The organism is Chelativorans multitrophicus (assembly GCF_011317445.1).
Taxonomy (GTDB): domain Bacteria; phylum Pseudomonadota; class Alphaproteobacteria; order Rhizobiales; family Rhizobiaceae; genus Chelativorans; species Chelativorans multitrophicus.
In genome coordinates, this window is the sequence record NZ_JAAAPL010000011.1 from 23,148 (window position 1) to 44,124 (window position 20,977).

18 protein-coding genes and 1 pseudogene are annotated in these 20,977 nt (G+C 60.0%); 10 read left to right on the forward strand and 9 right to left on the reverse strand.

The window, feature by feature from the left end; all coding sequences use genetic code 11:
- The first annotated feature begins 251 nt into the window (after window positions 1-251).
- Genes dndB through dndA form a run of 5 tightly spaced genes read left to right on the forward strand, consistent with a single transcriptional unit; the run spans window position 252 to window position 6,399 of the window.
- The gene (dndB, locus tag GNP00_RS22595; protein ID WP_011579000.1) at window positions 252-1,364 is read left to right on the forward strand and encodes a DNA sulfur modification protein DndB; all 1,113 of its coding nucleotides are present in this window, start codon (window positions 252-254) and stop codon (window positions 1,362-1,364) included.
- On the forward strand, window positions 1,364-2,851 hold the full coding sequence (dndC, locus tag GNP00_RS22600; protein WP_011578999.1) for a DNA phosphorothioation system sulfurtransferase DndC: 1,488 nt from the start codon (window positions 1,364-1,366) through the stop codon (window positions 2,849-2,851). The genes dndB and dndC overlap by 1 nt, the downstream gene beginning before the upstream one ends.
- Entirely contained in the window at window positions 2,848-4,863 is a 2,016-nt protein-coding gene (gene dndD, locus GNP00_RS22605; RefSeq protein WP_011578998.1) for a DNA sulfur modification protein DndD, read from the forward strand. Before dndC ends, dndD begins: the two co-directional genes overlap by 4 nt.
- Complete coding sequence (gene dndE / locus GNP00_RS22610; RefSeq protein ID WP_011578997.1) at window positions 4,844-5,221, forward strand: DNA sulfur modification protein DndE; 378 nt, start codon at window positions 4,844-4,846, stop codon at window positions 5,219-5,221. Before dndD ends, dndE begins: the two co-directional genes overlap by 20 nt.
- Window positions 5,222-5,232: 11 nt before the next feature.
- The gene (gene dndA, locus GNP00_RS22615) at window positions 5,233-6,399 is read left to right on the forward strand and encodes a cysteine desulfurase DndA (protein WP_011578996.1); all 1,167 of its coding nucleotides are present in this window, start codon (window positions 5,233-5,235) and stop codon (window positions 6,397-6,399) included.
- A gap of 6 nt (window positions 6,400-6,405) precedes the next feature.
- On the opposite strand, the gene GNP00_RS22620 is transcribed toward dndA, so the two are convergent.
- The 6 genes from GNP00_RS22620 to GNP00_RS22645 form a co-directional block, all read right to left on the reverse strand.
- Window positions 6,406-7,311, reverse strand: coding sequence for an HNH endonuclease family protein (locus GNP00_RS22620; protein ID WP_166016326.1), 906 nt, complete (start codon window positions 7,309-7,311; stop codon window positions 6,406-6,408).
- A 241-nt stretch (window positions 7,312-7,552) separates the two neighbouring features.
- Window positions 7,553-8,224, reverse strand: a complete 672-nt coding sequence (locus GNP00_RS22625) for a DUF262 domain-containing protein (RefSeq protein WP_011578994.1) — start codon at window positions 8,222-8,224, stop codon at window positions 7,553-7,555.
- A 21-nt stretch (window positions 8,225-8,245) separates the two neighbouring features.
- The gene (locus GNP00_RS22630) at window positions 8,246-8,707 is read right to left on the reverse strand and encodes a hypothetical protein (protein WP_011578993.1); all 462 of its coding nucleotides are present in this window, start codon (window positions 8,705-8,707) and stop codon (window positions 8,246-8,248) included.
- Window positions 8,704-10,641: an AAA family ATPase gene (locus GNP00_RS22635; RefSeq protein ID WP_041545890.1), complete on the reverse strand. Its 1,938-nt coding sequence runs from the start codon at window positions 10,639-10,641 to the stop codon at window positions 8,704-8,706. The genes GNP00_RS22630 and GNP00_RS22635 overlap by 4 nt, the downstream gene beginning before the upstream one ends.
- A gap of 1 nt (window position 10,642) precedes the next feature.
- A complete protein-coding gene (locus tag GNP00_RS22640; protein WP_041545889.1) occupies window positions 10,643-10,831 on the reverse strand; it encodes a hypothetical protein in 189 nt (62 codons plus the stop codon).
- Window positions 10,832-10,891: 60 nt separating this feature from the next.
- Window positions 10,892-12,253, reverse strand: coding sequence for a DEAD/DEAH box helicase (locus tag GNP00_RS22645; protein ID WP_011578991.1), 1,362 nt, complete (start codon window positions 12,251-12,253; stop codon window positions 10,892-10,894).
- Between the two features lie 304 nt (window positions 12,254-12,557).
- Between GNP00_RS22645 and GNP00_RS22650 the strand changes: the two genes are divergently transcribed.
- Entirely contained in the window at window positions 12,558-12,791 is a 234-nt protein-coding gene (locus GNP00_RS22650; RefSeq protein WP_049764983.1) for a hypothetical protein, read from the forward strand.
- A gap of 87 nt (window positions 12,792-12,878) precedes the next feature.
- On the opposite strand, the gene GNP00_RS22655 is transcribed toward GNP00_RS22650, so the two are convergent.
- The 3 genes from GNP00_RS22655 to GNP00_RS22665 form a co-directional block, all read right to left on the reverse strand.
- Window positions 12,879-13,811 (reverse strand): nucleotidyl transferase AbiEii/AbiGii toxin family protein, encoded by a 933-nt coding sequence (locus tag GNP00_RS22655; protein ID WP_011579035.1) that lies wholly within the window; start codon window positions 13,809-13,811, stop codon window positions 12,879-12,881.
- Window positions 13,798-14,649, reverse strand: a complete 852-nt coding sequence (locus GNP00_RS22660) for a type IV toxin-antitoxin system AbiEi family antitoxin domain-containing protein (protein WP_011579034.1) — start codon at window positions 14,647-14,649, stop codon at window positions 13,798-13,800. The genes GNP00_RS22655 and GNP00_RS22660 overlap by 14 nt, the downstream gene beginning before the upstream one ends.
- Window positions 14,650-15,030: 381 nt before the next feature.
- The gene (locus GNP00_RS22665) at window positions 15,031-15,720 is read right to left on the reverse strand and encodes a helix-turn-helix domain-containing protein (protein ID WP_011579033.1); all 690 of its coding nucleotides are present in this window, start codon (window positions 15,718-15,720) and stop codon (window positions 15,031-15,033) included.
- A gap of 626 nt (window positions 15,721-16,346) precedes the next feature.
- Here GNP00_RS22665 and GNP00_RS22670 point away from each other — a divergent pair.
- The 4 genes and pseudogenes from GNP00_RS22670 to GNP00_RS22685 form a co-directional block, all read left to right on the forward strand.
- Window positions 16,347-16,850 (forward strand): annotated as a pseudogene (locus GNP00_RS22670) (hydantoinase/oxoprolinase family protein); the annotation flags it as partial.
- A 39-nt stretch (window positions 16,851-16,889) separates the two neighbouring features.
- A complete protein-coding gene (locus tag GNP00_RS22675; protein ID WP_011579031.1) occupies window positions 16,890-18,407 on the forward strand; it encodes an aldehyde dehydrogenase in 1,518 nt (505 codons plus the stop codon).
- 127 nt (window positions 18,408-18,534) lie between these two features.
- Window positions 18,535-18,909, forward strand: a complete 375-nt coding sequence (locus GNP00_RS22680; protein WP_011579030.1) for a cupin domain-containing protein — start codon at window positions 18,535-18,537, stop codon at window positions 18,907-18,909.
- 517 nt (window positions 18,910-19,426) lie between these two features.
- Window positions 19,427-20,761 (forward strand): NAD(P)/FAD-dependent oxidoreductase, encoded by a 1,335-nt coding sequence (locus GNP00_RS22685; protein ID WP_011579029.1) that lies wholly within the window; start codon window positions 19,427-19,429, stop codon window positions 20,759-20,761.
- The last annotated feature ends 216 nt before the right edge of the window (window positions 20,762-20,977 follow it).

Genomic DNA, 20,977 nt, shown 5'->3' on the forward strand with positions numbered 1-20,977 from the left:
CCAGCAGTGGCCTGCAGATGACTGTCTAAGCGCCCCGCTTTGACCTGTGGACAATCTTTCATCATCGCCGACGTAGAGCTTTTAGATTCGCTGTAGTTGTTGCGGCACGGCTCCCAACGGTGCATCGATAATCCGGCAAGCTGCACGCACTGGAAGTCAAAGCTGCGTAGCCGTCAAACGTCCAGAGCAAAAAAGTTGACTTCCATTTTCTTCCAACGTAGGCTCCGTCAGCGTTGATCGGAGCATGAGTGATGGACGGCAACAGCTTGGATTTTACGGCCATCCGCGGCGTGCAGGCTGGCAGCGCTTACTTTGTCATCATGGTCCCGCTGAAGGTCGTGCCACGGCTGTTCAAGTTCGACGACGAGGCTATGCCGGCTGAGTTGCGCGCACAACGGGTGTTGAACAGAGCGCGGGTCCCAGCGATCGCGGCCTACATCACCAACAACGCATCAGAATATATTCTCTCGTCACTGTGCGCTTCGATCGACGGCGAGATCGAATTCGAACCGGCGGCGACGGAGGGTCCGTTGCGAGCTGTCGGAAAGTTGCGCATCGCCATGGCCGCGACAATCCTCATCAATGACGGCCAGCACCGGCGGGCGGCGATTGAAGAAGCGATCCGCGAACGACCGCTACTCGGCGATGAGACCATCTCAGTGGTGGTGTTCGCCGATCGAGGTCTCAAGCGTTCGCAGCAGATGTTCGCGGACCTCAACATCCATGCGGTGCGGCCGACGAAGTCGATCAAGCTGCTCTACAACCATCGCGACGCGTTGGCGGCCCTTTCTCGCGACGTCGTCGCTGCCGTGCCGTTGTTTCGCGACTTCACTTGCTACGACAGCAGCAGCATTTCCAACCGGTCGATCAAGCTGTTCACGCTTAGTAGCCTGCACCAGGCGACGGCCGAAGTGATCGGGAAAAGCGGCGCAGGCCAGGTGGAGCCTGACGACAAGGACAAGGCCATCGCCTTTTGGACGGCAGTTATTGCCAACATGCCGGATTGGCAGCGGGTGGGAACGCGTGACGTCGCCTCCTACGAGCTGCGGCGAGACTACATACACGCTCATGGCGTGGCGGTGCAGGCGATCGCGACGGCAGGCGCGCAGTTGATGAAGAGCGTGCCAAAGGCTTGGCCAGCGCGTCTGGCCAAGCTGCGCACCATTGACTGGTCGCGGGCCAATCGTGCGCTTTGGGACAATCGCGCCTTGGTCGCCGGCAAGGTGAACAAGTCGAAAAACAACGTAACCCTCGTGACCAATGTGGTTGTAACGGCTTTAGGCCTGCCGCTGTCCGCTGAAGCCCAGCGGATCGAGGACCTCTACGCACCCTCAACCGAGGCGCGGCTGAAGGTCGCAAGCTGATGGTGCGGCCCTCGCCTTTGGATGGTGCCATCGTCGAAAGCCGGCTCCGCGAGATACGGGAGGTATACCTTTCCGACAATCGCCCATGGGTGATCGGCTATTCCGGCGGCAAAGACTCAACCTGCGCCCTACAGCTGGTTTGGACAGCCCTGCTCGGCCTGCCCGCCGAACATCGGACGAAGCCGGTCTATGTGATCACCTCGGATACCTTGGTCGAGACGCCAGTGATTGTCCGCTACATCGACGTGACGCTGGCCCGCATTGCGGCGGCCGCGGCCGAACAGGGCCTACCTATTAAGACTGAGAAAGTGACGCCCAACGTTGACCGCAGCTTCTGGGTTAACCTGATCGGTCGGGGCTATCCCGCGCCATCTCGCCGGTTCCGCTGGTGCACCGAGCGCCTGAAAATCGAGCCGGCCAACGACTTCATCAAGGCGCGCGTCGCCGAGTTCGGCGAGGTCGTTATGGTGTTGGGTGTTCGCTCGTCGGAGAGCGCTACGCGGGCCCAGGTCATGTCGTTCCACCGCATCAAGGGCTCGGTGCTCTCCCGGCATTCCTCGCTACAGAACGCCTTCGTCTATGGGCCCATCGAGGCCTTTTCGACGGACGATGTCTGGACCTACCTGCTGCAAAGCCCGTCGCCTTGGGGGAACAACAACCGCGACCTCGTGGCGATGTATCGCAACGCCCAGGCGGGCGAGTGTCCACTGGTGGTGGACACCACGACACCCAGCTGCGGCAATTCCCGGTTTGGGTGCTGGGTCTGCACCGTGGTCGAACGGGATCGCTCGATGGAGGCGATGATCGATTCCGGTGAGGATTGGCTTGAGCCACTTCTGGAATTCCGAGATCTGCTGGCTGAGACTCAAACGCCCGAGAAGAAGCGGCTTTATCGGGAATTCCGTCGCCGTAACGGCCACGTCTCCTTCATCCGGGGCACTGACACCCCCGTGCCCGGACCCTATACGCTGACCTACTGCAAGACCCTCCTAGAGCGTCTGCTCGAAACGCAGGTGCGTGTACAGCGCGAGGCGCCGCCCGGCGACGACACTCTGTTGATCCACGATGCGGAGCTGCATGAGATTCGCCGCATCTGGCGCGCTGAGCGGGGCGATTGGGCCGACTCGGTTCCGACCATCGTGCGCGCGGCCATTGGCCGCGAGCTCGACTGGGTGATGGAAGACAGTGTCAGGTTCACGGCTGAGGACGGCCGCCTGCTCGAGGAGGTTTGTAGCGAGCGTTCTGTGCCGACCGAGCTAATCATACGATTGCTCGACGTGGAACGCGCCGCCCATGGCCTGAAGCGCCGACACGCCATCCATACCCGGATCGAGGAGTTGTTTCGTCAGGAGTGGCGCGACCTCGAGACGGTGCTGCAGGAACGCCTGGGGAGCCGCTCGGCGGACATTGTTGAGGTCGATGATCTCGAGGAGGCTGACGCGCTGGAGTTGCCATTAGGGGACGCGCAGGCGGAGAGCGCGCCGTGATCCTGCGTAGCATCAGACTTGAAGACTTTGGCCTTTATGCGGGGGTGACCGATTTGGATCTCGTCCCGCGACAGCGCTTGGGCGGTCCAACGCCGATCATTCTGATCGGTGGGAAGAACGGCGCTGGAAAGACGACGCTCCTGGAAGCGGTTCGCCTTGCGCTCTATGGTCGGCGAGCCCTTGGCGCTCGCGTCAGCCAAGCTGACTACGAGGCCTACCTGCGTCAACGTATCAATCGCGACGCGACAACTCCCGCGGCCGCCGTCGCCCTGGAGTTCGACTACGCCGAGGCCGGGACGGTGCATCGCTACCGCGTCCGGCGGGAGTGGGCGGTGCGCGGCAAGAGCCTTGTCGAGAGCTTGCTTCTCGACAAGGACGGAGCGGCAATCGCCTCGGTACCGCGCGAGGAATGGCACCACTTCCTTCAGGAGCTGATCCCCCCTGGAGTTTCGCAACTGTTCTTTTTCGATGGCGAGAAGATCGGCGAGATCGCCGATGCCGAGGAAGACAACGAGCAGTTGGCCGAAGCCGTTCGGGGCCTGCTCGGGATCGAGCTGGTCGGCCGCCTGCGCACTGACTTGGGGCTCTATCTCGCCCGGCATCAGCGGGACGATGATGGGGAACTCGTCACTCGTCTTGAAAACCTGCTCCGCGACATCAGCGTCGCCGAGCGCCAAGCCACGGTGCTGGGCGACGAGGTTGCCGAGTTCACGTCGGCGCGAGACTCCCAGGCGCGCGCGGCGGAGCAGGTGAGGCGCCGATTTGTCGCCGAAGGCGGTGACGCGGCGGTTCATCGGGTCCGGATCGAGGCCGAACGTGAGGAAGTCCGGCGCGCCATGCACCGCAGCGAGCATGAACTTCGGGATCTCGCCAACAAGCTACTGCCGTTCTCTATGGCGCCGAAGCTGATTGGCGCGTTCCGCAAAGCGCTGTCCCGCGTGAGCGGTGGCGACGCTACGGCGATGTCCACCGAAGCGCTAGAGAAAGCGCTGGTAGCTTGGCGCACCGGCGACGGGCCTAAGCGTAACGCTGCCTGGAGCGAAAAGCACTGGACCGACCTTCGACGTTTCATGGAAGCCCATAGCGGCAGGGCGGCACTGGCTGTGACGTCGCCGGCGTTCCGCGAAGTGGGTGACGGCACCGCAGCCTTGACCCGGCTGGCGGAGGTCGAAACCGTGGTGCGGCCGCGGGCGCTCGCCCTGCTGGACGAATTTGACGCGCTCGCTCGGCGCAGTCGCGAGTTGGAGGTCATGCTCGCTCGGGCCGATAACGCCGCCTCGGGGATCATGCTCGACGAGCTGCGCTTAGCCGATCAAAGGGTCGGATCGACGGAATCGCTCCTCAAGGGTAAGCAAGAGGAGCTCAAGCTGCTCCGGGGCCAGTTGGTCACGATGGAGCGTGAGCGCCGACGTCTTCTTGAGGAGCAGGCCGGTTCGGACGCCGCGACGCACCGGGCGGAACTCGCCTCCCGGACTGCACAGGCCCTCGCGGACTACGAGCATCGCCTTTTGGACCACAAGCTTACGCAGCTGCGCGCCGAATTCGTGCGCTGCTTCAATCACCTCGTGCGAAAGGTCGATCTAATCGCCGACGTGCGCATCGACTCGGCGTCCTTCGCGGCCACCCTGATAGACGCTGCCGGCCGCGAAGTGCCGAAGGCGGCACTCTCGGCGGGAGAAAAGCAGGTCTACGCCATAGCCATGCTATGGGCTTTGGCGCGGACCAGCGGCCGGCCGCTGCCGATGATTATCGACACCCCGCTGGCGCGGCTTGATTCCGAGCACCGAGCCAATCTCGTCGGACGTTATTTTCCTGCCGCGTCACATCAGGTGATCTTGCTATCGACCGACACCGAAATCGACGATCACCTCGTCGGGGACCTGCAGGCCAGCGTCTCGCACGCCTATCGCCTGGACTATGACCCGGCCAGCGGCCGAACGGTGGCCTCGCATGGCTACTTCGCTGATACCCAAACCAAGCGGGAGGGCCGTCGTGCACTACAGCAAGCTTAGGATTTCCGCTGACGCCACCAGCAAGCTGCGGTCGCTGCGCCAGCGCACAGGCGTCACACCCAACCTGCTTTGCCGGATGGCCATCATGACCTCGCTCGAGGAAGGCCCGCTTGGCGGCGCCGCCATACCAGACGAGGACGGCTCGGAGTTCAACGCCTACACGCTAACTGGCGAGTATGGGGCATTGATAGCCGCCTTTCTGCGCTTCGTCGAAGAGGGCCAGGAACCCGACCCGCCGCTCGAGGACGAGATTTTGCTGGACCGGTTGCGGGGCCACATTCATCGGGGCGTCGGGACTTTGTCGGTGCGGGCAAAGTCGCCGGCCGACATCCTGCGCCTCGTGCCGACTTCCGCCTGAGCGATCGCGCCGTGGCCAGTCCCCTCTATCTCGATCACAACGCTACGACGCCGATCGATCCAGCCGTTGTCGCCGCGATGGAGCCCTTCCTGCGCGAGATATTCGGGAATCCGGCAAGCGTCGAACACGCGCATGGTCATGCGGCCGGGTTGGCGGTGGACCGCGCGCGGGCGCAAGTGGCCGAAGCGCTGGGAGCGCAGCCTAAGGAGATCGTGTTCACCGGCAGTTGCACCGAGGCAAACAACCTCGCGATCCTGGGCGTCGCACGGGCTCACCCTAACAAGAAGCATATCGTCACCACCGCAATCGAACACCCCGCGATCCTTGAGCCGGCCCGCGCGCTTGAGCGAGATGGCTGGCGCGTCACGTACGCGCCGGTGGACGAGGCTGGTCGGGTGAGCGTCGATGCGATCGCGGATGCGATCACCGACGAAACGACCCTGGTCTCGGTAATGGCGGCAAACAACGAGGTCGGGACGCTTCAACCCATTCGGGCAATCGGCGAACTCTGTGAAGCGCGCGGCGTGCTCTTCCACAGCGACCTGGCTCAGGTGGTCGCCTATGGCACGGTGGACGTCGAGCGCGACCACATTCATTTGGCCAGCCTGTCAGCCCATAAGGCCTATGGGCCGAAGGGCATCGGCGCGCTCTACATCCGCTCGCGCAAACCCAAGGCCCGCGTCGCCCCGATCTTCTTCGGCGGCGGTCAGGAGCGCGGTCTGCGCCCGGGGACCTTGAACACCGCCGCTATAGTCGGGATGGGCGAAGCCTTGGCGATCGCGCGGCGCTGCGCGCAGGCGGATGGCGTTCGTCTTCGTGCCATGTGCAACCTGTTTCGCGACAGGCTTCAAACAAGCCTGCCCGGCGTCAAGCTCAACGGGCACCCGGCGGAGCGGCTGGCCAACAACCTATCGTTCTCGATCGAAGGGGTCGAACCACTGGCCCTGATCCGCAACTTGCGAGCGGACCTGAGTTTCTCTGCCGCCAGCGCCTGCGCAACGGACAAGATCGAGACTTCCCACGTCCTGAAGGCGATGTTCGGCGACACGGGGCGCGCGCGAACCGCGTTCCGGATCGCGCCAGGGCGTCACACCTCGCAAGCCGACATGGACTGCGCCCTTGACCTAATTCTCGCCGAAGCGGGAATATTGAGCAGCTTCGCCCGGCCCGCGGCCTGACCGGCTTCAAGGAGTCATGCGAAACACTTTCAGGGCGACTTGTTCCAGGTCGGTCTGCCGCGCTTCGACAACCGCCGCGGTCCAAGCAGCGTTCTTGGCGATCTCCTGATTGAGGCCGACAAGCGATTTCTCGAAGATGGCCTTCTTTTTAGCAAAGGGCTTGTTGCCAGCGGCGTCGTTGTCGGTCGAACCCAGAAGCGTCAGATTACCCAAGGTGTCGAGCAAGGGATCAAGGCTTGCATCGGCGGCTGAGGCTTTCTCTGGGTAAACGTGTTCCACCGTCGTTGCCGACGGATCAAACACTACCATCTTGTCCAGGCACCTTGGCGCGCCCTTCGCCCCATCGCGATACCAGCGGAGATAGCTCTCTAAGGTGATAAGCAGGTACTTCAGAGGCTTATTGGTGAGCTCGCGCTCATACATCATGCCCTGAAGCCGGCTTTTGAAGACGGCGTCGTTGGCGCTCTTGTCGAGCAGCGCCTGAAGCTTCTTACGGAGGTTAGCGATCTTGTATGCCGCCGGCGCCTTGCGGATAGCCACGGCCTGCTCGTGGTAGACGCTGGTCGCCGCCCCAATGTGGGCATCGGAAATCACCTTGTAGCGGAACATGAAGCGCTCAAGCATCTGCACGACATCGGCGAAGTCCTTCTCGGCCAACTGAGTGGCGGCGAGTAGCAGCGGCATGCAGTTTGTGTGCTTGAGCTCGTTGATGAGGAGGCCCAAGCGACTGCGGTCCCAGGCGGTGACCTTGGTGCTGGACGAGAACGGCCATTCGCCGCCCTGTAGCTTCACCAGCAGATGGATCTCCTCATGCAGCTTCTTGACCTTGGCGACGACCCCGGCAACGTCGCCAGCCGACAAGGGCAAGCTGGCGAGTTCGGGAAAACAGCCGGCGAGGAATTCGTCCAGCAAGGTCGTCTTCCCCGGCCGTTTGCCAATCCGGGAGGCATAGATCGAGCGCAGTTGCTGTTCGACCACGTCAGGCGGCTCTGCCAAGATTGTGTCCCAAGTATCCTCGACGCTTTGCATCTCGACTGGGGTCGCGACGCCGTCGAGCGCCTCAAGAAGCTGCGCGCGGAGCAGTTCGCCTTCGGTGAGGCCTGTCCCACGATCGTTTAAGACTCGGAAGAGGCGGTAGGCTTCAGCCTTGGAGTCAGTGATCATGTGGATGAGGATTCCAGTCCTCCTCCATCACGGTGTCGACTAGGGAGAGGGCCTGCGCTTTTTCGACGTCCGTGTTCTCGCTGGCGACAATCTGTGCTAGCTTCGCCCCTATTCGGTCCCAGGCCTGCTTGAGCAGCCTGTGAGACATGCGACTCGGGGTCGGGTTGCGGCCTTCGACGAGGTCCTTGAAGAAGATCAGGTCGGGTTTGGAAAGTTCAAGCCTGTCGATTTCGACGACCTGCAGCTTGATCTTGTCCTTATACCGCTCGAACTCCGCCTTCAGGGTCTTGGCGAACTCCAGCAGGAATTCCTTGGGATTATCCGGCACTGCGGCGTCCACCGACTCCGCAAGCTGAACAGCGGCGTTGCGCAACTGCGCCGCTAGCATGGAGAACGACGCCAACCGTTGCTGACCGTCGATGACCTCCATGTTTTGGCGGGAGCTCCCCTCGACGTCCGTACGGACGGTCACCAGGCCGCCGAAGAAATGCTCGCGGCGATTGCCGCCGGCGCGCGCCTTCAGGCAGAGTTCGAGGTCCGCGAGGAAGTCGCCGATCTGCTCGGCGTCCCAAGCGTAGTAGCGCTGGTAGCGCGGGACACGGAAAATGAGGTTAGCTCCGAAAAGCTGGCCGACGCTTTCCAATGCGGGATGGATCGACATGCGGTTGGAACACTCCGGGGCTCAGGCGGTTGGCTCGGCGTCCACATGCCAGAAGCGGTGGTAGGCCACGAGGAATTCCTCGATCGTACTCGGTGGCATGATCTTGTCCTGGATCATCGCCAGGCCGGCGGCGGCGTAGAGATTCAGCAGCTTGTCGCCATCGTTGTTGAGGCGCGTGGCGGATGTCGGATCGATGAGCCGGGTCATCTCGCGTTCGATGCTGGCGCGGTCCTCGGCCTGGATGTCCTTGCGATCGAGCTCGGCGTCGATGAGCAGACCCGCGATGATGTCGGCTTGGCCCTTGAAGTCGTCCGGATAGCCATTGAGGAAGGGATCGCTGTCCAGGTCTTCCGCCGATCCGATCTTACGGGCGTCTAGGCCAGCCATCAGACAGCAGTAGTAGGCGTCGAACATCAGGAACTTCGGCGGGGCGATGATCCCGCGGAAAAATGTACGACCGGATTGGCTGATTACGAAGCTCATGCTCCCGCCTCGACCTGATGGAACGACTGGAAGACCGGTAACCCGTCGCGAACCTCCGTGCGCTCGCTGTCAGCCCGCCAGAGTGTGATGTAGCGCACGCCCGTTCGGCCATAGAACGCGTCGGCGAAACCTTCCCGCTCGCTGGAGATTACGAACATGATCATCTGGTCGAAGAGGTCGGGGATTAGGTCGCCGACCTCGCGCCGCACTGCCGTGTCGAGTGAGACCGCTGGGCTATCGACGATAAAGGGCAGCTTGTAGGGTGCTTCGGTAAGCAGCGAGGTCAGGAAGGCGTAAGCCACTGCCAAGCTCTGGCCCTCGCTCACGCCGCCTTTGGCCGCCAGGCCGCTTGACCCGAGCTCTAGGGAGCCACCGATGCGCGCCACCTGCAGTAACTCGCTGGGGACGAACTGGACCAGCTTCGCATTGGTTGCGACCCGGACTCGTTCGCGCAGCCGCTCAAGGGCCAGCGCGGCGACCGTGCTCACGAGCTCCTTCACCCGCTCCGATTGGAGGACAAAACGCAGGGTGTCGGTGGCGGTCGCGAGCTTCTCCTGACAGCGCTTCACTTCTGCGTCGCAGAGCGGGATGTTATTTTGATCGCTGGCGTCCAACAGCCGTTGCCGGATCACGTCGCGGGTGGTGAGCTTTTCGAGTTTGGTCTCAGCGGTCTCCAAATCCCGACCCAGCTGATTAACCTCAGCGCGCAGGCGCTCGAGTTCGGTGTCGCCGGCCTCGACCCGCTCCAGTTCCAGCTGATCGTGCGCCCTCTTATTGCGCCGTAGGTCGCGCAGGGCACCGTTCAGCGTTGTGGCGATGCTGGTATATTCGGCCGCGTCGGCGCTGCTCTCGCGCAGGGCAAGCTTCATCTTGTTGATTACAAGGATTTGGTCCTCCGCAAGGTAGCTGTCGGCTCGCGATAGAATTGCCGCCTTGTCCTTCGGCGTGATCTCGCGGCCGCAGACACATTCGGGCTGTTCCGCCAACTCCTTGAAGAACTCGGCCGAAATCGTTTTTGGGAGCTTGAGCCGGGTCAACTTGTTGCCGAGTGCGCGCAACCGTTCGACTACGTTAGGATGGATCTTCGCTGGCAGCCGAAGGACGCCCATACCCTGGGTGGTGGCCTCGAAAATGGCGCGGTCGATAGTCTCGCGCTCGGAGTCCAACTGCGACTTGCGCAGCTTGAGCGCGTCGTCCTGCTCGATCCGCTCGTTGATCTCGGCCGCCAGGTTGGTCCGGCGTGCCTCCATTTCCTTGCGACGCTTCTGCAGTTCGCGCTGCTCGGCGGCCAAGGCCGTCTTGCGGGCGACGGCCGCGTCGTAGGCTCGCTTCCAGCGGGTTACCCCCTTGCGTTCAGTGGCGGTCGAGACCGCGGCCGCGCGCTGCTGTTGCTCCTCGACAAGCCGGCCGATCTGCACATTCAGGTGCTCCAGCCTGTCCAGGCGGTAAAGAGTTCGGATCGCCATCGCCGCCCGGTCCTTGCCCACCGCGCGAATCTCTTTGGCCAATTCCCCATCGAACACGAAGAGCCGCGTGAAGTCGGACGTCATGAGCCGCTTCAGATCGACCGGAAGGGAGAGGCCCTCTTCCAGGCCGCCGCTGCGGACCTCGGAACGGGCGGTCCAATATTGATGCGTGCCGTCCTTGAAGTTCAACCGGATCTGGATGCGAAACGGCTTGCGATCGATCGAGAGGCGGACCTCGAATAGGCCATTGTCGACGTCGTCGGCGGCGCGCAGATCGCGCACAAATTCGGGCGTTAGGTGTTCGCCGGAGAACGCGGCCCGGAACAATGACATGGTCGTGGTCTTGCCTGTGCCGTTCGGCATCTGAATCAGGGTCCAACGGCCCGGCGCGCTCTCCAGGTCGATGCTGACGTCGCGCAAACCGCCGCGCAGGTTCTCATAGCGCCAACCTAGAACCCTGATCTCCACTTCAGTCCTCCAGGCCGTCGTCGATGGTGGCGAGCTCGATGACCTCGCGGACGTCGTCATCGCCGAGGTTCGAAGTTGTGGCGTTCTCGATTAGCTTGCGCAGCCGGCGCTTGAATTCCGCCGATTGATCGACGGCGGCCGACAAGGCTTCCGCTACCGCGGTGTCGAGGTCTGAGTGCAAGGCGCCCACACGCGATCCCCTTTTTTTGCTGCTTTAGTTGAAATGACGCTAGCACACAAAGCAGAATGGCTAGGTCTGTTTGCTAGCGGAGAGATCCCGAAACCAGTCACGACGCTCTTCGTCGGCGCTCAATTCCCCAGTTGGATCATTTTGATCATCATGTTCCACTCGAATGAAGTCCACGACAGTGGCGCGCTTCTCGGTGTTGTTGGGGTCGATCCTCAGACACCGGCCGAGGCGTTGAACAGTCTCTAAGCGCGCCCGAGCTGAAGCGAAGAGAACTATGTTATTCACCGACTGAATGTCGATGCCTTCCGAAATCCGATGGCAGGTTACGAGGCAACCGAGCTCGCCGCGCGCAAAACGGCCAAGGTTCGCCCGGTCGTCATCCCCATAGTAGGTATGGAAATCGACATGCTGAGCCATGAGGATGTCTTGAACGAGCAGACCATATTCCGCAGTCTCGACAAATATGAGCGAGCGCTGCAGAACTTCCGGATGCTCCCTCACGTAGGAGCGGAACGGCGGGATCTTCTCCTGGGACAGTTTGCGTATGCGTGCGATGTCTTGATACAGCGCTTCAATCGGGGGTGCGTCACCGGCGCGTGCCTTTGCGTGATAGCGGCGGATCGCCAGGGCCAAGGCCGCGCGATCCTCGTCGGAAAATTCATACTCTAGCTCTACATAGTCGAAGCCGCAGAGAATGCCTTTTTGGATGGCGTCCTTCAGGCCGAACTCGAAGATCACCGGCCCGATTTCGTCTTCGATGAAGCGATTGCCGTCGCCGTCATATTCGCGCTCGGGGGTGGCGCTTAGGCCGAGCCGGTAGGCGAACGGCCTTAAACGACCGGCCAGTGACGCAACCAGGCTGGGCGATCCCATCCCATGCACTTCGTCGCAGATGAGCAGCGCCTTGGCGAAGGCACCAGCACGCAGTTTCGGCAGGATGTCGGCGAGCGACTGACGAGACGCCAGCAAGATCGCGCCGTCGGGATCGTTCAGGAACGACTGCGCCTCATGATGGCGTTCGTAGGCCCGGAAGACCGGCATGGTCGTGCGGCGAACCAGCTCCTTGTGCCATTGGTCGAGCAAGTCGGTGCCATAGGCCGCCACCACAGCGGTTTTGATCTCGCCACGCGCTTGGAGTTCCTCGGCGATGGTTAGTGCAGTTCGTGTTTTTCCCGTGCCGGTCGCCATTTCCAGAATGCCGGCCTTAGCCTTGAGAAAAGCGGCGACTGCATCGCGCTGATGCTCCCATCGAACGGCGCCGCCCTCCGCTTCCGCCGGTGGCGCCGGATAAGGCCGCGCCGTGCGGCTCGTGAACTCGATCAAATTGCGCCGAACAGCGTCTGGCAGGTCATAGACCCTCAGATTGATGTCACCGTTGTTCCAGATGAGGTTGAACCGCTCCTGCTCGTTCTGGACTCGCATGGCCTCGCGACCGTCTATCCAGGAATAGAAAACACTAATCGACTCGTAGTTTCGAAAAGCCTTTTCGCTGTCATTCGGTGACCCATGAAACGCTACCGCATCCCCGGCCTCATCTCGAAAAGTCCCAAATTTGTCGTGGAAGTCGCCGTCCAGTTCCCCGGTCGGAATTGCAATTCTAAACTCAAGGAGGCCGTCCGCGATCAGCCGGAACTCCCCTCCCGCAGGGTCAACGTGACGAGGCCCGGTGGTCGTGGGATTGATCCAGACAATATGCCCTAGGGATCCTTGGTCACGGTATCAGCAGGTGATCGTCAAGATCTATCATGCCGTGAAATCGGGCAAGAGTTCGCGAGTGCATGTTCGGCCGGTTGCCGGGCAGCAGTTTCCGCCTACGATGGATGTCGAATGCTCCCGTTCCCTGCGCAAGCTGTACCCTGTAGGCACGAAGTTTCGCATCTATGCGAAGGAGACCAACCGTGAAGGCGGCAAGCCGTTTCTGTATTCCCATTTCGATTGGCCGTTTGAAGTCGTCGAGTAACGCCGACCTGATCCTTTTCCTTCGTCAGCTGCTCAATCCATGATGTCGTTGACCGCGATCACGCAAGCGACGGTCCCGCCGCGATCGCTACGGGCCATCACTTTCAACGCCCAGGAATTCCGCGAGGTCGCGCACAAGCTTGCCGCGCACGCCCGCCGGGAGCTTGTCGAGATTGAGCTGCTTGAACCTGACGGCCGGAAGCTCCGCCGCTGCCGGCAGGCCCAGTTTGTCCCAGTCGGGCGTGCCATTCTTGAAGCCGACAAGGAACTCCCGGTGGGTGGCCGGCATGCCGCCGATCAGGCCTTTGACCAGCTGCTCCCGCGCGGCGATCAGTTCCTCGAGGGTGACGGGATCGCCGCCGGTCATGCCCACAAAATTGTTCTCGTACTCGGCGGCGATGTCTTTCTGCGGCGAGGCGATCACCTCCCGGATCGGCCGGCCATGGCTGATGAGATAGACGATGAAGGCTTGCCGCAGCGTCTCATCGAGCCCTTCATTTGCAAGCAGATCGCGCACATCGAAAAGATCGCGCGGATGCTGCCGGTCAAGGGCCGCCATGATCTTGCCGGCATAAAGATCGGCGGGTGAGACGACCTGTATCTCCGCGAACCCGTACTCGTCTTCGACGGCCTGCGCCACGGGCCGGATGTCGGACGCGAACACCGTGCCGCGCAGCACCGGTGTCACTTCGATCTTGATCTGCGTGCTGCCCAGCTGCACAATTAGCCGGGTGAGCGTGCCGTCCTGCTGGCGGCTCTCAGCCACCCTCGCCTTGCGCACGCCTTTCTCTATGCGCTCCTTGATCCGCAACAGCGCGGCCTTGATCGCGACGAGTGACTCCTCACGGCCGGCCACAGGAAGGAAGGTGAGGTCGATATCGACCGATAGGCGCGGCATGTTGCGAATAAAGAGATTGATCGCCGTGCCGCCTTTGAGCGCAAACTCCTTTTCGTCGGCAACGAACGGCAGCACCTGCATAAGAAGCTGGACCTGCCGGCGATAATCTTCACTGACCGCCATAAAGCTCCTCCGGGACCGTGATCAGGTAGGTGGGATCGAGCCGGCCGCCATGAACCAGCAGGCGTTTGCCGGTGCCGAGATGAAAAGACTCCTTGTGAAGGTGCTTGCGCCACGGGTGGTTGTGACGGTCGGCGAAGAAGAAGAAGAGGCGCTTGACCTTGATGCTCTTGCAGTCGGAGAGCAGTTTCTGCAGTCGCCGGGGGCTAAGGGTGTTGAGCCCCTCGAACAGCTTGTCGGTCGCATCGAAGCTTTCATGGGCAGGCAGCCCGTCCAGCATTTCAAGGATGGCGCGCTCCGGAGTCGAAAGCGTGAGGGGCCACTCCCAAGGTCCCCACGGCATGACCCGGAACGAGCCGCCATGCAGGTTGTCGGCGCGGTGCGCGCTGTTATCCTTCAGGTTCCATTCAAGGCTCGTAAGCCCGAAATGTATCGGCTCGTTGGCGAACAGGGTGGCGCTGTTGTGATGAAGGAATCTGATCGGCAATGTCAGCTTGTTCAGCCAGGACGGCGGGTTCTCGGGTCCGTAGAGATGAACCTCCCGCTCCTCCTGCCGCAGGTAGTGGGAAAAGCCGTGAAGGGAAAGTGCTGTGCGTCCGCCGACGACAAGCGGCTTCAGGAGCAGGCTTTGCAGCGATATGACGACATGCTGCCAGAGGAGCTTGCCGCCGGGCTTGCGGTAGACGCCATGGAAGGGACGCTCCAGCCAGCCGCTCAGAACGTACTTGCGCAGCAGCTGCGGAGAGTAGCCGCGCTCTTTGAGCCAGCCGGAATCCACGACCAGGCCCTCGGGGAGGAGACGCTGTAGCTGGTTTAACTTTCCAGTGGATTCTTCACTCATGGTTTAGTTTATAGTGGTTTTTCAAACTTCGATCAAGTTTTAGTATCCTTCCTTTGATAAACCCTAAGGCTACAAATCAGTGGATTCTCAAACTGACATTTCGTCGCCTCAAGCGGCCGTGATGACGGAGCCGGCGACCAGGCGCAAGCCTGCTTTGATGGTCACCGAGCGTTTCCGCGCAAGCTCTTACCCGGAGGACCGATAATCTGCCACAGGGCTCGGCGCACGGCAGCGTAGAGTCTGGTCAGCGCAGAGGCGCCACGACGTCCCGTCTTTGTCCTGCTATATCCTCTTTAGCAAAGGAGAGTTTCGGATAGCAAACAAGGGATAAGCACCCGCCACCAGCGGTGGGTCGAATATCTCATTCAAGACGGCGGCGACTTACCGAATCGGATCTTCAGACCGGTGAGATTCACCGTCCCCGTTGGATGGCGGCTTGCGTAGTCGGGATATTTTCGGTGGGGGCGTGTTAATCCAGATAACGACCGTCTCCTGGTCGCTGGCGTTTCGGTATGTATGGTCAAAATGCGACGGATAGTGGAGTGAATCGCCACGCTTGGCTACAAAGGTCGAATCATTGACGGTGACCTCAAGCTCGCCCTTGACCACGTAGATCAATTCTTCCCCTTCGTGAGACATGGACGGGCCGCCCGATGCGCGCGGAGGAAGTTTCAGGAGAAACCCTTCGAGGAGTGCACTCTCACTGTCCAAGGTCAGAACTTGGACCTCTATCTCAACCTCGCCGTTTACGACAGTCACAGTCTGTCGAGACTCCTTCTTGATCAGGAACTCGTCAGGAATCTCCAGCGTGAGGAAAGTGGTGATATCGATCCCCATCGTGTTCGTAATTACGAAAAGAGATTCCAGTGAGGGAACCGATTTGTCATTCTCGATACGAGAAAGAAGGCTAATAGAAATCGAAGTTCTTTTGGATAGTTCAGCTAACGTAATGCGCTGCAAACGGCGAGCAGCCTTAAGCCTTGGTCCAATACGCAATTGATCCACGGAGAAGGGGCTTGCTGGGCCCTTCTCATCCGAGGTCTGTACATTCAATGCATTTATTCCGCTCATATCTAATCCAGTTTGTAGGACCCCAATATCCGTGCCGATTATGTCCGTTCACCGTTCGGGGCCGGTTAAATGAAACTTACTTGCTGATATCTCAAGAGGCAAGGGCAAGTCCGATTTGAGCTCTGGCAGGAAATGGCTGAACGCGGCAGATCAGGCGGTGTGGTGGCGCAGTGCCGTCGAGTCGATGGCATTAAAAACAAGTTTGACGCTTGCGATGCCCGTTGGCAACCGGTTTTCGTTCTTCGGGCACGCGAGGGTTCACAACGGCCATATGCCAACTCATGACTTGTTTCGGTCCGGTACAACCAGCCGCGCGTAACGCTCGTCAATGTTCCAAACCGGCCTGTCCCGCATCCATCTCCTTCTCGCAAATCGGCACCGCTATCGTCGAAACCTCACCGAAAAAGCGACATAATCAAAGCTATCTATTTGCTGTATCTTGATCTGCCGTCGGCGACGTTTACCCCACCTTGAGAAAAGTCGATGCGCAAGATATGTGAAATGATTTTAGAAAGAAAAAAATCGTTTGCAAAATCGCTAATCGCGTGTAGCGTGACGAATAACAAGTGCGAGGCGGTGTGCAAGGGGATCAGGTTTGGCACATGGTAGAGCCAAATTGCAGTCAATACCCGATCCGATTTCCGAGCATTGAAGTGCTTACCATCGGCGCGGGGGGCGGCTCACTCGCGTGGATCGACCAGGCCGGCTCCTTGCACAACGGTCCGCAATCGGCCGGTTCCGACCCCGGTCCTGCCTGCTATCCGAACGGGGGCGCCAAACCGACGAACACCGACGCCAATGTTGTCCTCGGTCGGTTGGGTACCAGCCTGGCAAACGGGCGGGTGGTGCTATCGCAGCAAAAGGCGGCCAATGCAATTGACGAAGTCATCGGCAAGCCGCTCGGCCTCGGCACGGAGGACGCAGCACAGGCGATCGTCTCGGTGGCGAATGCAAACATGTCGGATGCGATAAGGCTGATTTCCATCAGCCGTGGCTATGACCCACGCGACTTCGTGCTTGTCGCAATGGGCGGCGCCGGTGCTCTACACAGCGTCGCGCTGGCCAAGGACCTGGCAATTCCGACGGTACTCGTGCCACCGAGTCCCGGCGTCGCGGCGGCACTCGGATGTTGAAGCTAAACTTTTACACGACACAATGGTGGGAAGGACATGACAATATCTTATGACAAGGTTCGAGAAGTCGCTTCAACTCTCCGCTTCCCAGCACAGGCTTTCATCAACGGGGAACTATGTTGGGCAGAAGATGGTGATAAATTTGATACGGTCAATCCAGCAACGGGCGAGGTCCTTTGTTCGGTCGCACACTGCAAAAAGGAAGATGTTGACAAAGCGGTCATTGCGGCACGCCGCAGCTTTAATGACGGAGAATGGTCGCGTGCAGAGCCTGAACATCGCAAGGAGGTTCTGACCAGGCTCTCTCATCTTATTCGGGAGAATGCATTTGAGCTTGCCGTTCTCGAAAGCCTGGACAGCGGCAAGACAATCACGGATTGTCTTAAGGAAATTGGTACGGAAGTCGCCAATTTCTTCCAGTGGTATGGTGAGCTTATCGATAAATCGTTCGGCAAGGTAGCGCCGACTGGCGAAAGTGCGTTGGCCTTGATTGTTAAAGAGCCGGCGGGCGTCGTGGGGATTATCGTGCCTTGGAACTTCCCGTTGCTTATGACGGCCTGGAAAGTAGCGCCAGCGCTTGCTGCGGGATGTTCCTGCATCGTGAAGCCGGCCGAACAGACACCCCTCAGCGCAATCCGGATGGCAGAACTGGCGCAACAGGCCGGTTTGCCGGACGGAGTGCTCAATATCTTGCCAGGTCTGGGCGAGACCGCGGGACAGGCAATCGGTCGACACAATGACGTCGACATCATCTCATTCACCGGATCGACTGAAGTCGGTGGCTTCTTCCTTCGGTATTCCGGTGAAAGCAATCTCAAGGTCGTGGGCCTCGAGATGGGAGGCAAAAGTCCTTTTATAGTTTTGGATGACGCGGATCTCAACGATGATCTCGTCGAGCATGCGGTTTCTTCCGCGTTCTGGAACGGTGGTCAAAACTGTTCGGCCAACATGCGTCAGCTGGTCGATACCCGCGTCGCGGATGAATTCGTCGAACGTGTTGTGGCGCGGGCTGAGAAGTACAAAGTCGGAGATCCTCTGGACCCTTCAACCGATATCGGCGCAATGGTCACCGAAGAACATATGAAGCGCGTGGTTGGCTATATCGAGCGCGGTGAATCGGAAGGCGCCCGCCGGCTCACTGGCGGCGCTCGTCAAGGCAGGGGTTATTTTATCGAGCCGACCGTTTTTTCGGGTCTGAGGCCGGAAATGACGATCGCCCGGGAAGAGATTTTCGGTCCGGTTTTGGGCGTGATGCCTGTCAAGGGGCTGGATGACGCCCTGCGGATTGCATCGGATACGATATACGGCCTGCACGCAACCGTGTTCACTCGCGACTTGGATCGGGCGCTTCATCTTGCGCGTCGCCTGCCCTGCGGCACGGTCTCGGTCAATGGCTTCTCCGAGGGAGATATAAAAACTCCTTTCGGAGGGTACAAACAATCCGGCTCTTTGTCGCGCGACAACGGAACGGAAGCTATGGACCAATATCTCCAGACCAAGACGATATGGATAACTCTGCGGGGGCCCTCCAACCGGGGATCTATCGCCGGATAATTGGCCAGCAAAGGATATAATTTCCGGTAAGCCGGTAATTGAACACAGCGACGATTTGCCTGAATGGCGACGTGACGTGCGCCTGAACCGCGTTGCAAGCGTTCCGTCGTAACCAATGGAGTATGAAATGAACAAGGGACTTATCACTAACTTTTCCAAGAACGCGCCTGTTCGTCAGGTTGTCGATGATACAAAGAATAACATTTCGGGCGATCCGCTTTTTGGTCGATGGCTGCATTTCGAGGACCGGTCGGGTGTGATCCGCTCCGGTGTTTGGGAAGCGAACAAATCAGTGTTTCTCGACGTCATGGATGGCATTGTCGAGTTCTGCCAGATTATCGAAGGCGAGGTGACCATCAAGTCCCTGGATGATGGAACCGTGCAGACTATGAAGGTTGGCGATGCGTTCGTGATGGAGAATGGTTCCCGCATGGAATGGACCGTCGATAACTATGTAAAGAAGACTTTCGTGATCGTAAGAATTGCAGAAAACCGTGATTGAACAGATCTGATTTATCAGGTGGAGAAATCCCTACCTTGTAGATGATGTTCCTTGTCGATGTAGTGATAACCCTTTGACCATCTGATGTGGTCGGCTGGATAGGTAGCGTTTCCGGCCGTTTGTGGTCGCCGAGATTGGCCGACCTGGGTAGAGGGCGGATCAGATCGACGACACCAGGCAAGATGGTTTCCGGTCCCGCATGTCCGCCGCGCAAATAGGCGCTGCGGCCGATCGTAATTCCCGCCGAGAAAAGCGAGGTAATTCAGAGGCATCCATTTTTCTAACGGTTCGAGGCGCCGCCGGCGACGTTACGCCGCCTTGAGCAAAGCCGTGCGCCACTGTTTAGCAAATCATTCTAGAAACAAAAAATCATTTGCAAAATCGCTAATCGTGTGTAGCGTGACGAGTAACGAGTGCGAGGCGCCAGGCAACGGGTTCAGCGGATGCTGATGCTTTTGCGAAATGAGGCGAGCGTTGCCGAGCTGGCCGTCCCCTGCGAAGTAGAGAAAGGTATTCAATGCCCGGCCCCTACGTCACACCCGTCCACGGTGATGCTGACCTGCCCGAGCAGGTTGATGTCGTCGTCATAGGCGGGGGGATCATCGGAACGTCTACCACATTAGAATTGGCCGAGCGTGGACTTCGAGTGGCCTTGTGCGAAAAGGGCGGCATCGGCAGGGAACAATCCAGCCGCAACTGGGGCTGGGTTCGCATTTCGCGCCGCGATCCGCGCGAGGTGCCGCTGATGGCCGAAGCGCTGCGGCTGTGGCCGGAGCTGAACGAGCGAACCGGCCGCGAGACGGGTTTTCATCGTGCCGGGATCATCTTCACCTGCGCGACGGACCGCCAGTATGCCCAACACGAGAAATGGAACGAATTGCTCGCGCCCTATCAGCTCGACAGCCGGATGGTTTCGGGCAAGGAGTTCCGTGATCTGTTGCCCGGTTCGACGCTCGACCTCAAGGGTGCGCTCTACACCGCCTCCGATGGCCGGGCCGAACCGCAGCTTGCGGCGCCGGCCATCGCCGAAGCGGCGCGTGACCGGGGGGCACATGTGCTGATCGAATGCGCCGTGCGCGGAATCGAGACTTCGGCTGGGGCTGTAAGCGGCGTTGTGACCGAGCGCGGGAACATCGCCTGCAAGGCGGTCGTGCTGGCCGGAGGAGCATGGTCAAACCTGTTTGCCGGCAATGCTGGCGTCGATTTCCCACAGCTCAAAGTGCTGAATTCAGTGCTACGCACCAAGCCGATCGACGGCGGGCCGGAACAGACTATCTGGCATGACGATTTTGCTATCTCCAAACGAAGGGATGGCGGCCATACCATCGCGTCCGGGCACGAGAACATTACTCGGATCGAGCCGAAGAGCTTCAAGTACGCTTTCAAGTTTCTGCCTGCATTGTGCATGGAATGGCGATCGCTGAACCTGCGTTTCGACCTCAGCTTCCTCGACGAGGCGCGAATACCCACGCGTTGGTCGCTCGACGAGGCCAGCCCGTTCGAATACCATCGCGTGCTCGATCCGGCGCCCAGCAAGCGTCTCGCCGATTCTGCGCTTTGCGCTGCGCAACGGGCCTTCCCGGTGCTCGCGAAAGCCGAGATCGCCCAGCGCTGGGGGGGCTATATTGACGTCACGCCCGACGCCGTGCCGGTGATCTCACCCGTCGAAAAGGTGCCTGGGTTCTTCCTGGCCTCGGGCTTCTCGGGCCATGGTTTCGGCATCGGACCTGCGGCGGGCAAACTCATGGCCGACCTCGTAACGGGACATACGCCTATTGTGGACCCGAAGGCCTTCCGTTTCAGTCGGTTTTCGGATGGTTCGAAGATCGAGCTCATCACCGGCGGGTTCTGAACTTGCAAATACCTGGCCGGCCCAGAGCCGGCAAAACGAGAGCTAGTAGCGGGCAGGACTAATGGACTTTGTTTCAGCTAGAACCAGACGAGAAGCGCTCGATTGCCTCGATAGCAGGGGGGATCAGATGTCGCTTGGCACTTAATTATGAGAATGCCATACAAGCGATTCCAGATGCTTCGGCCGGCACATAATTTGAGAATTGGCAGTTAATTT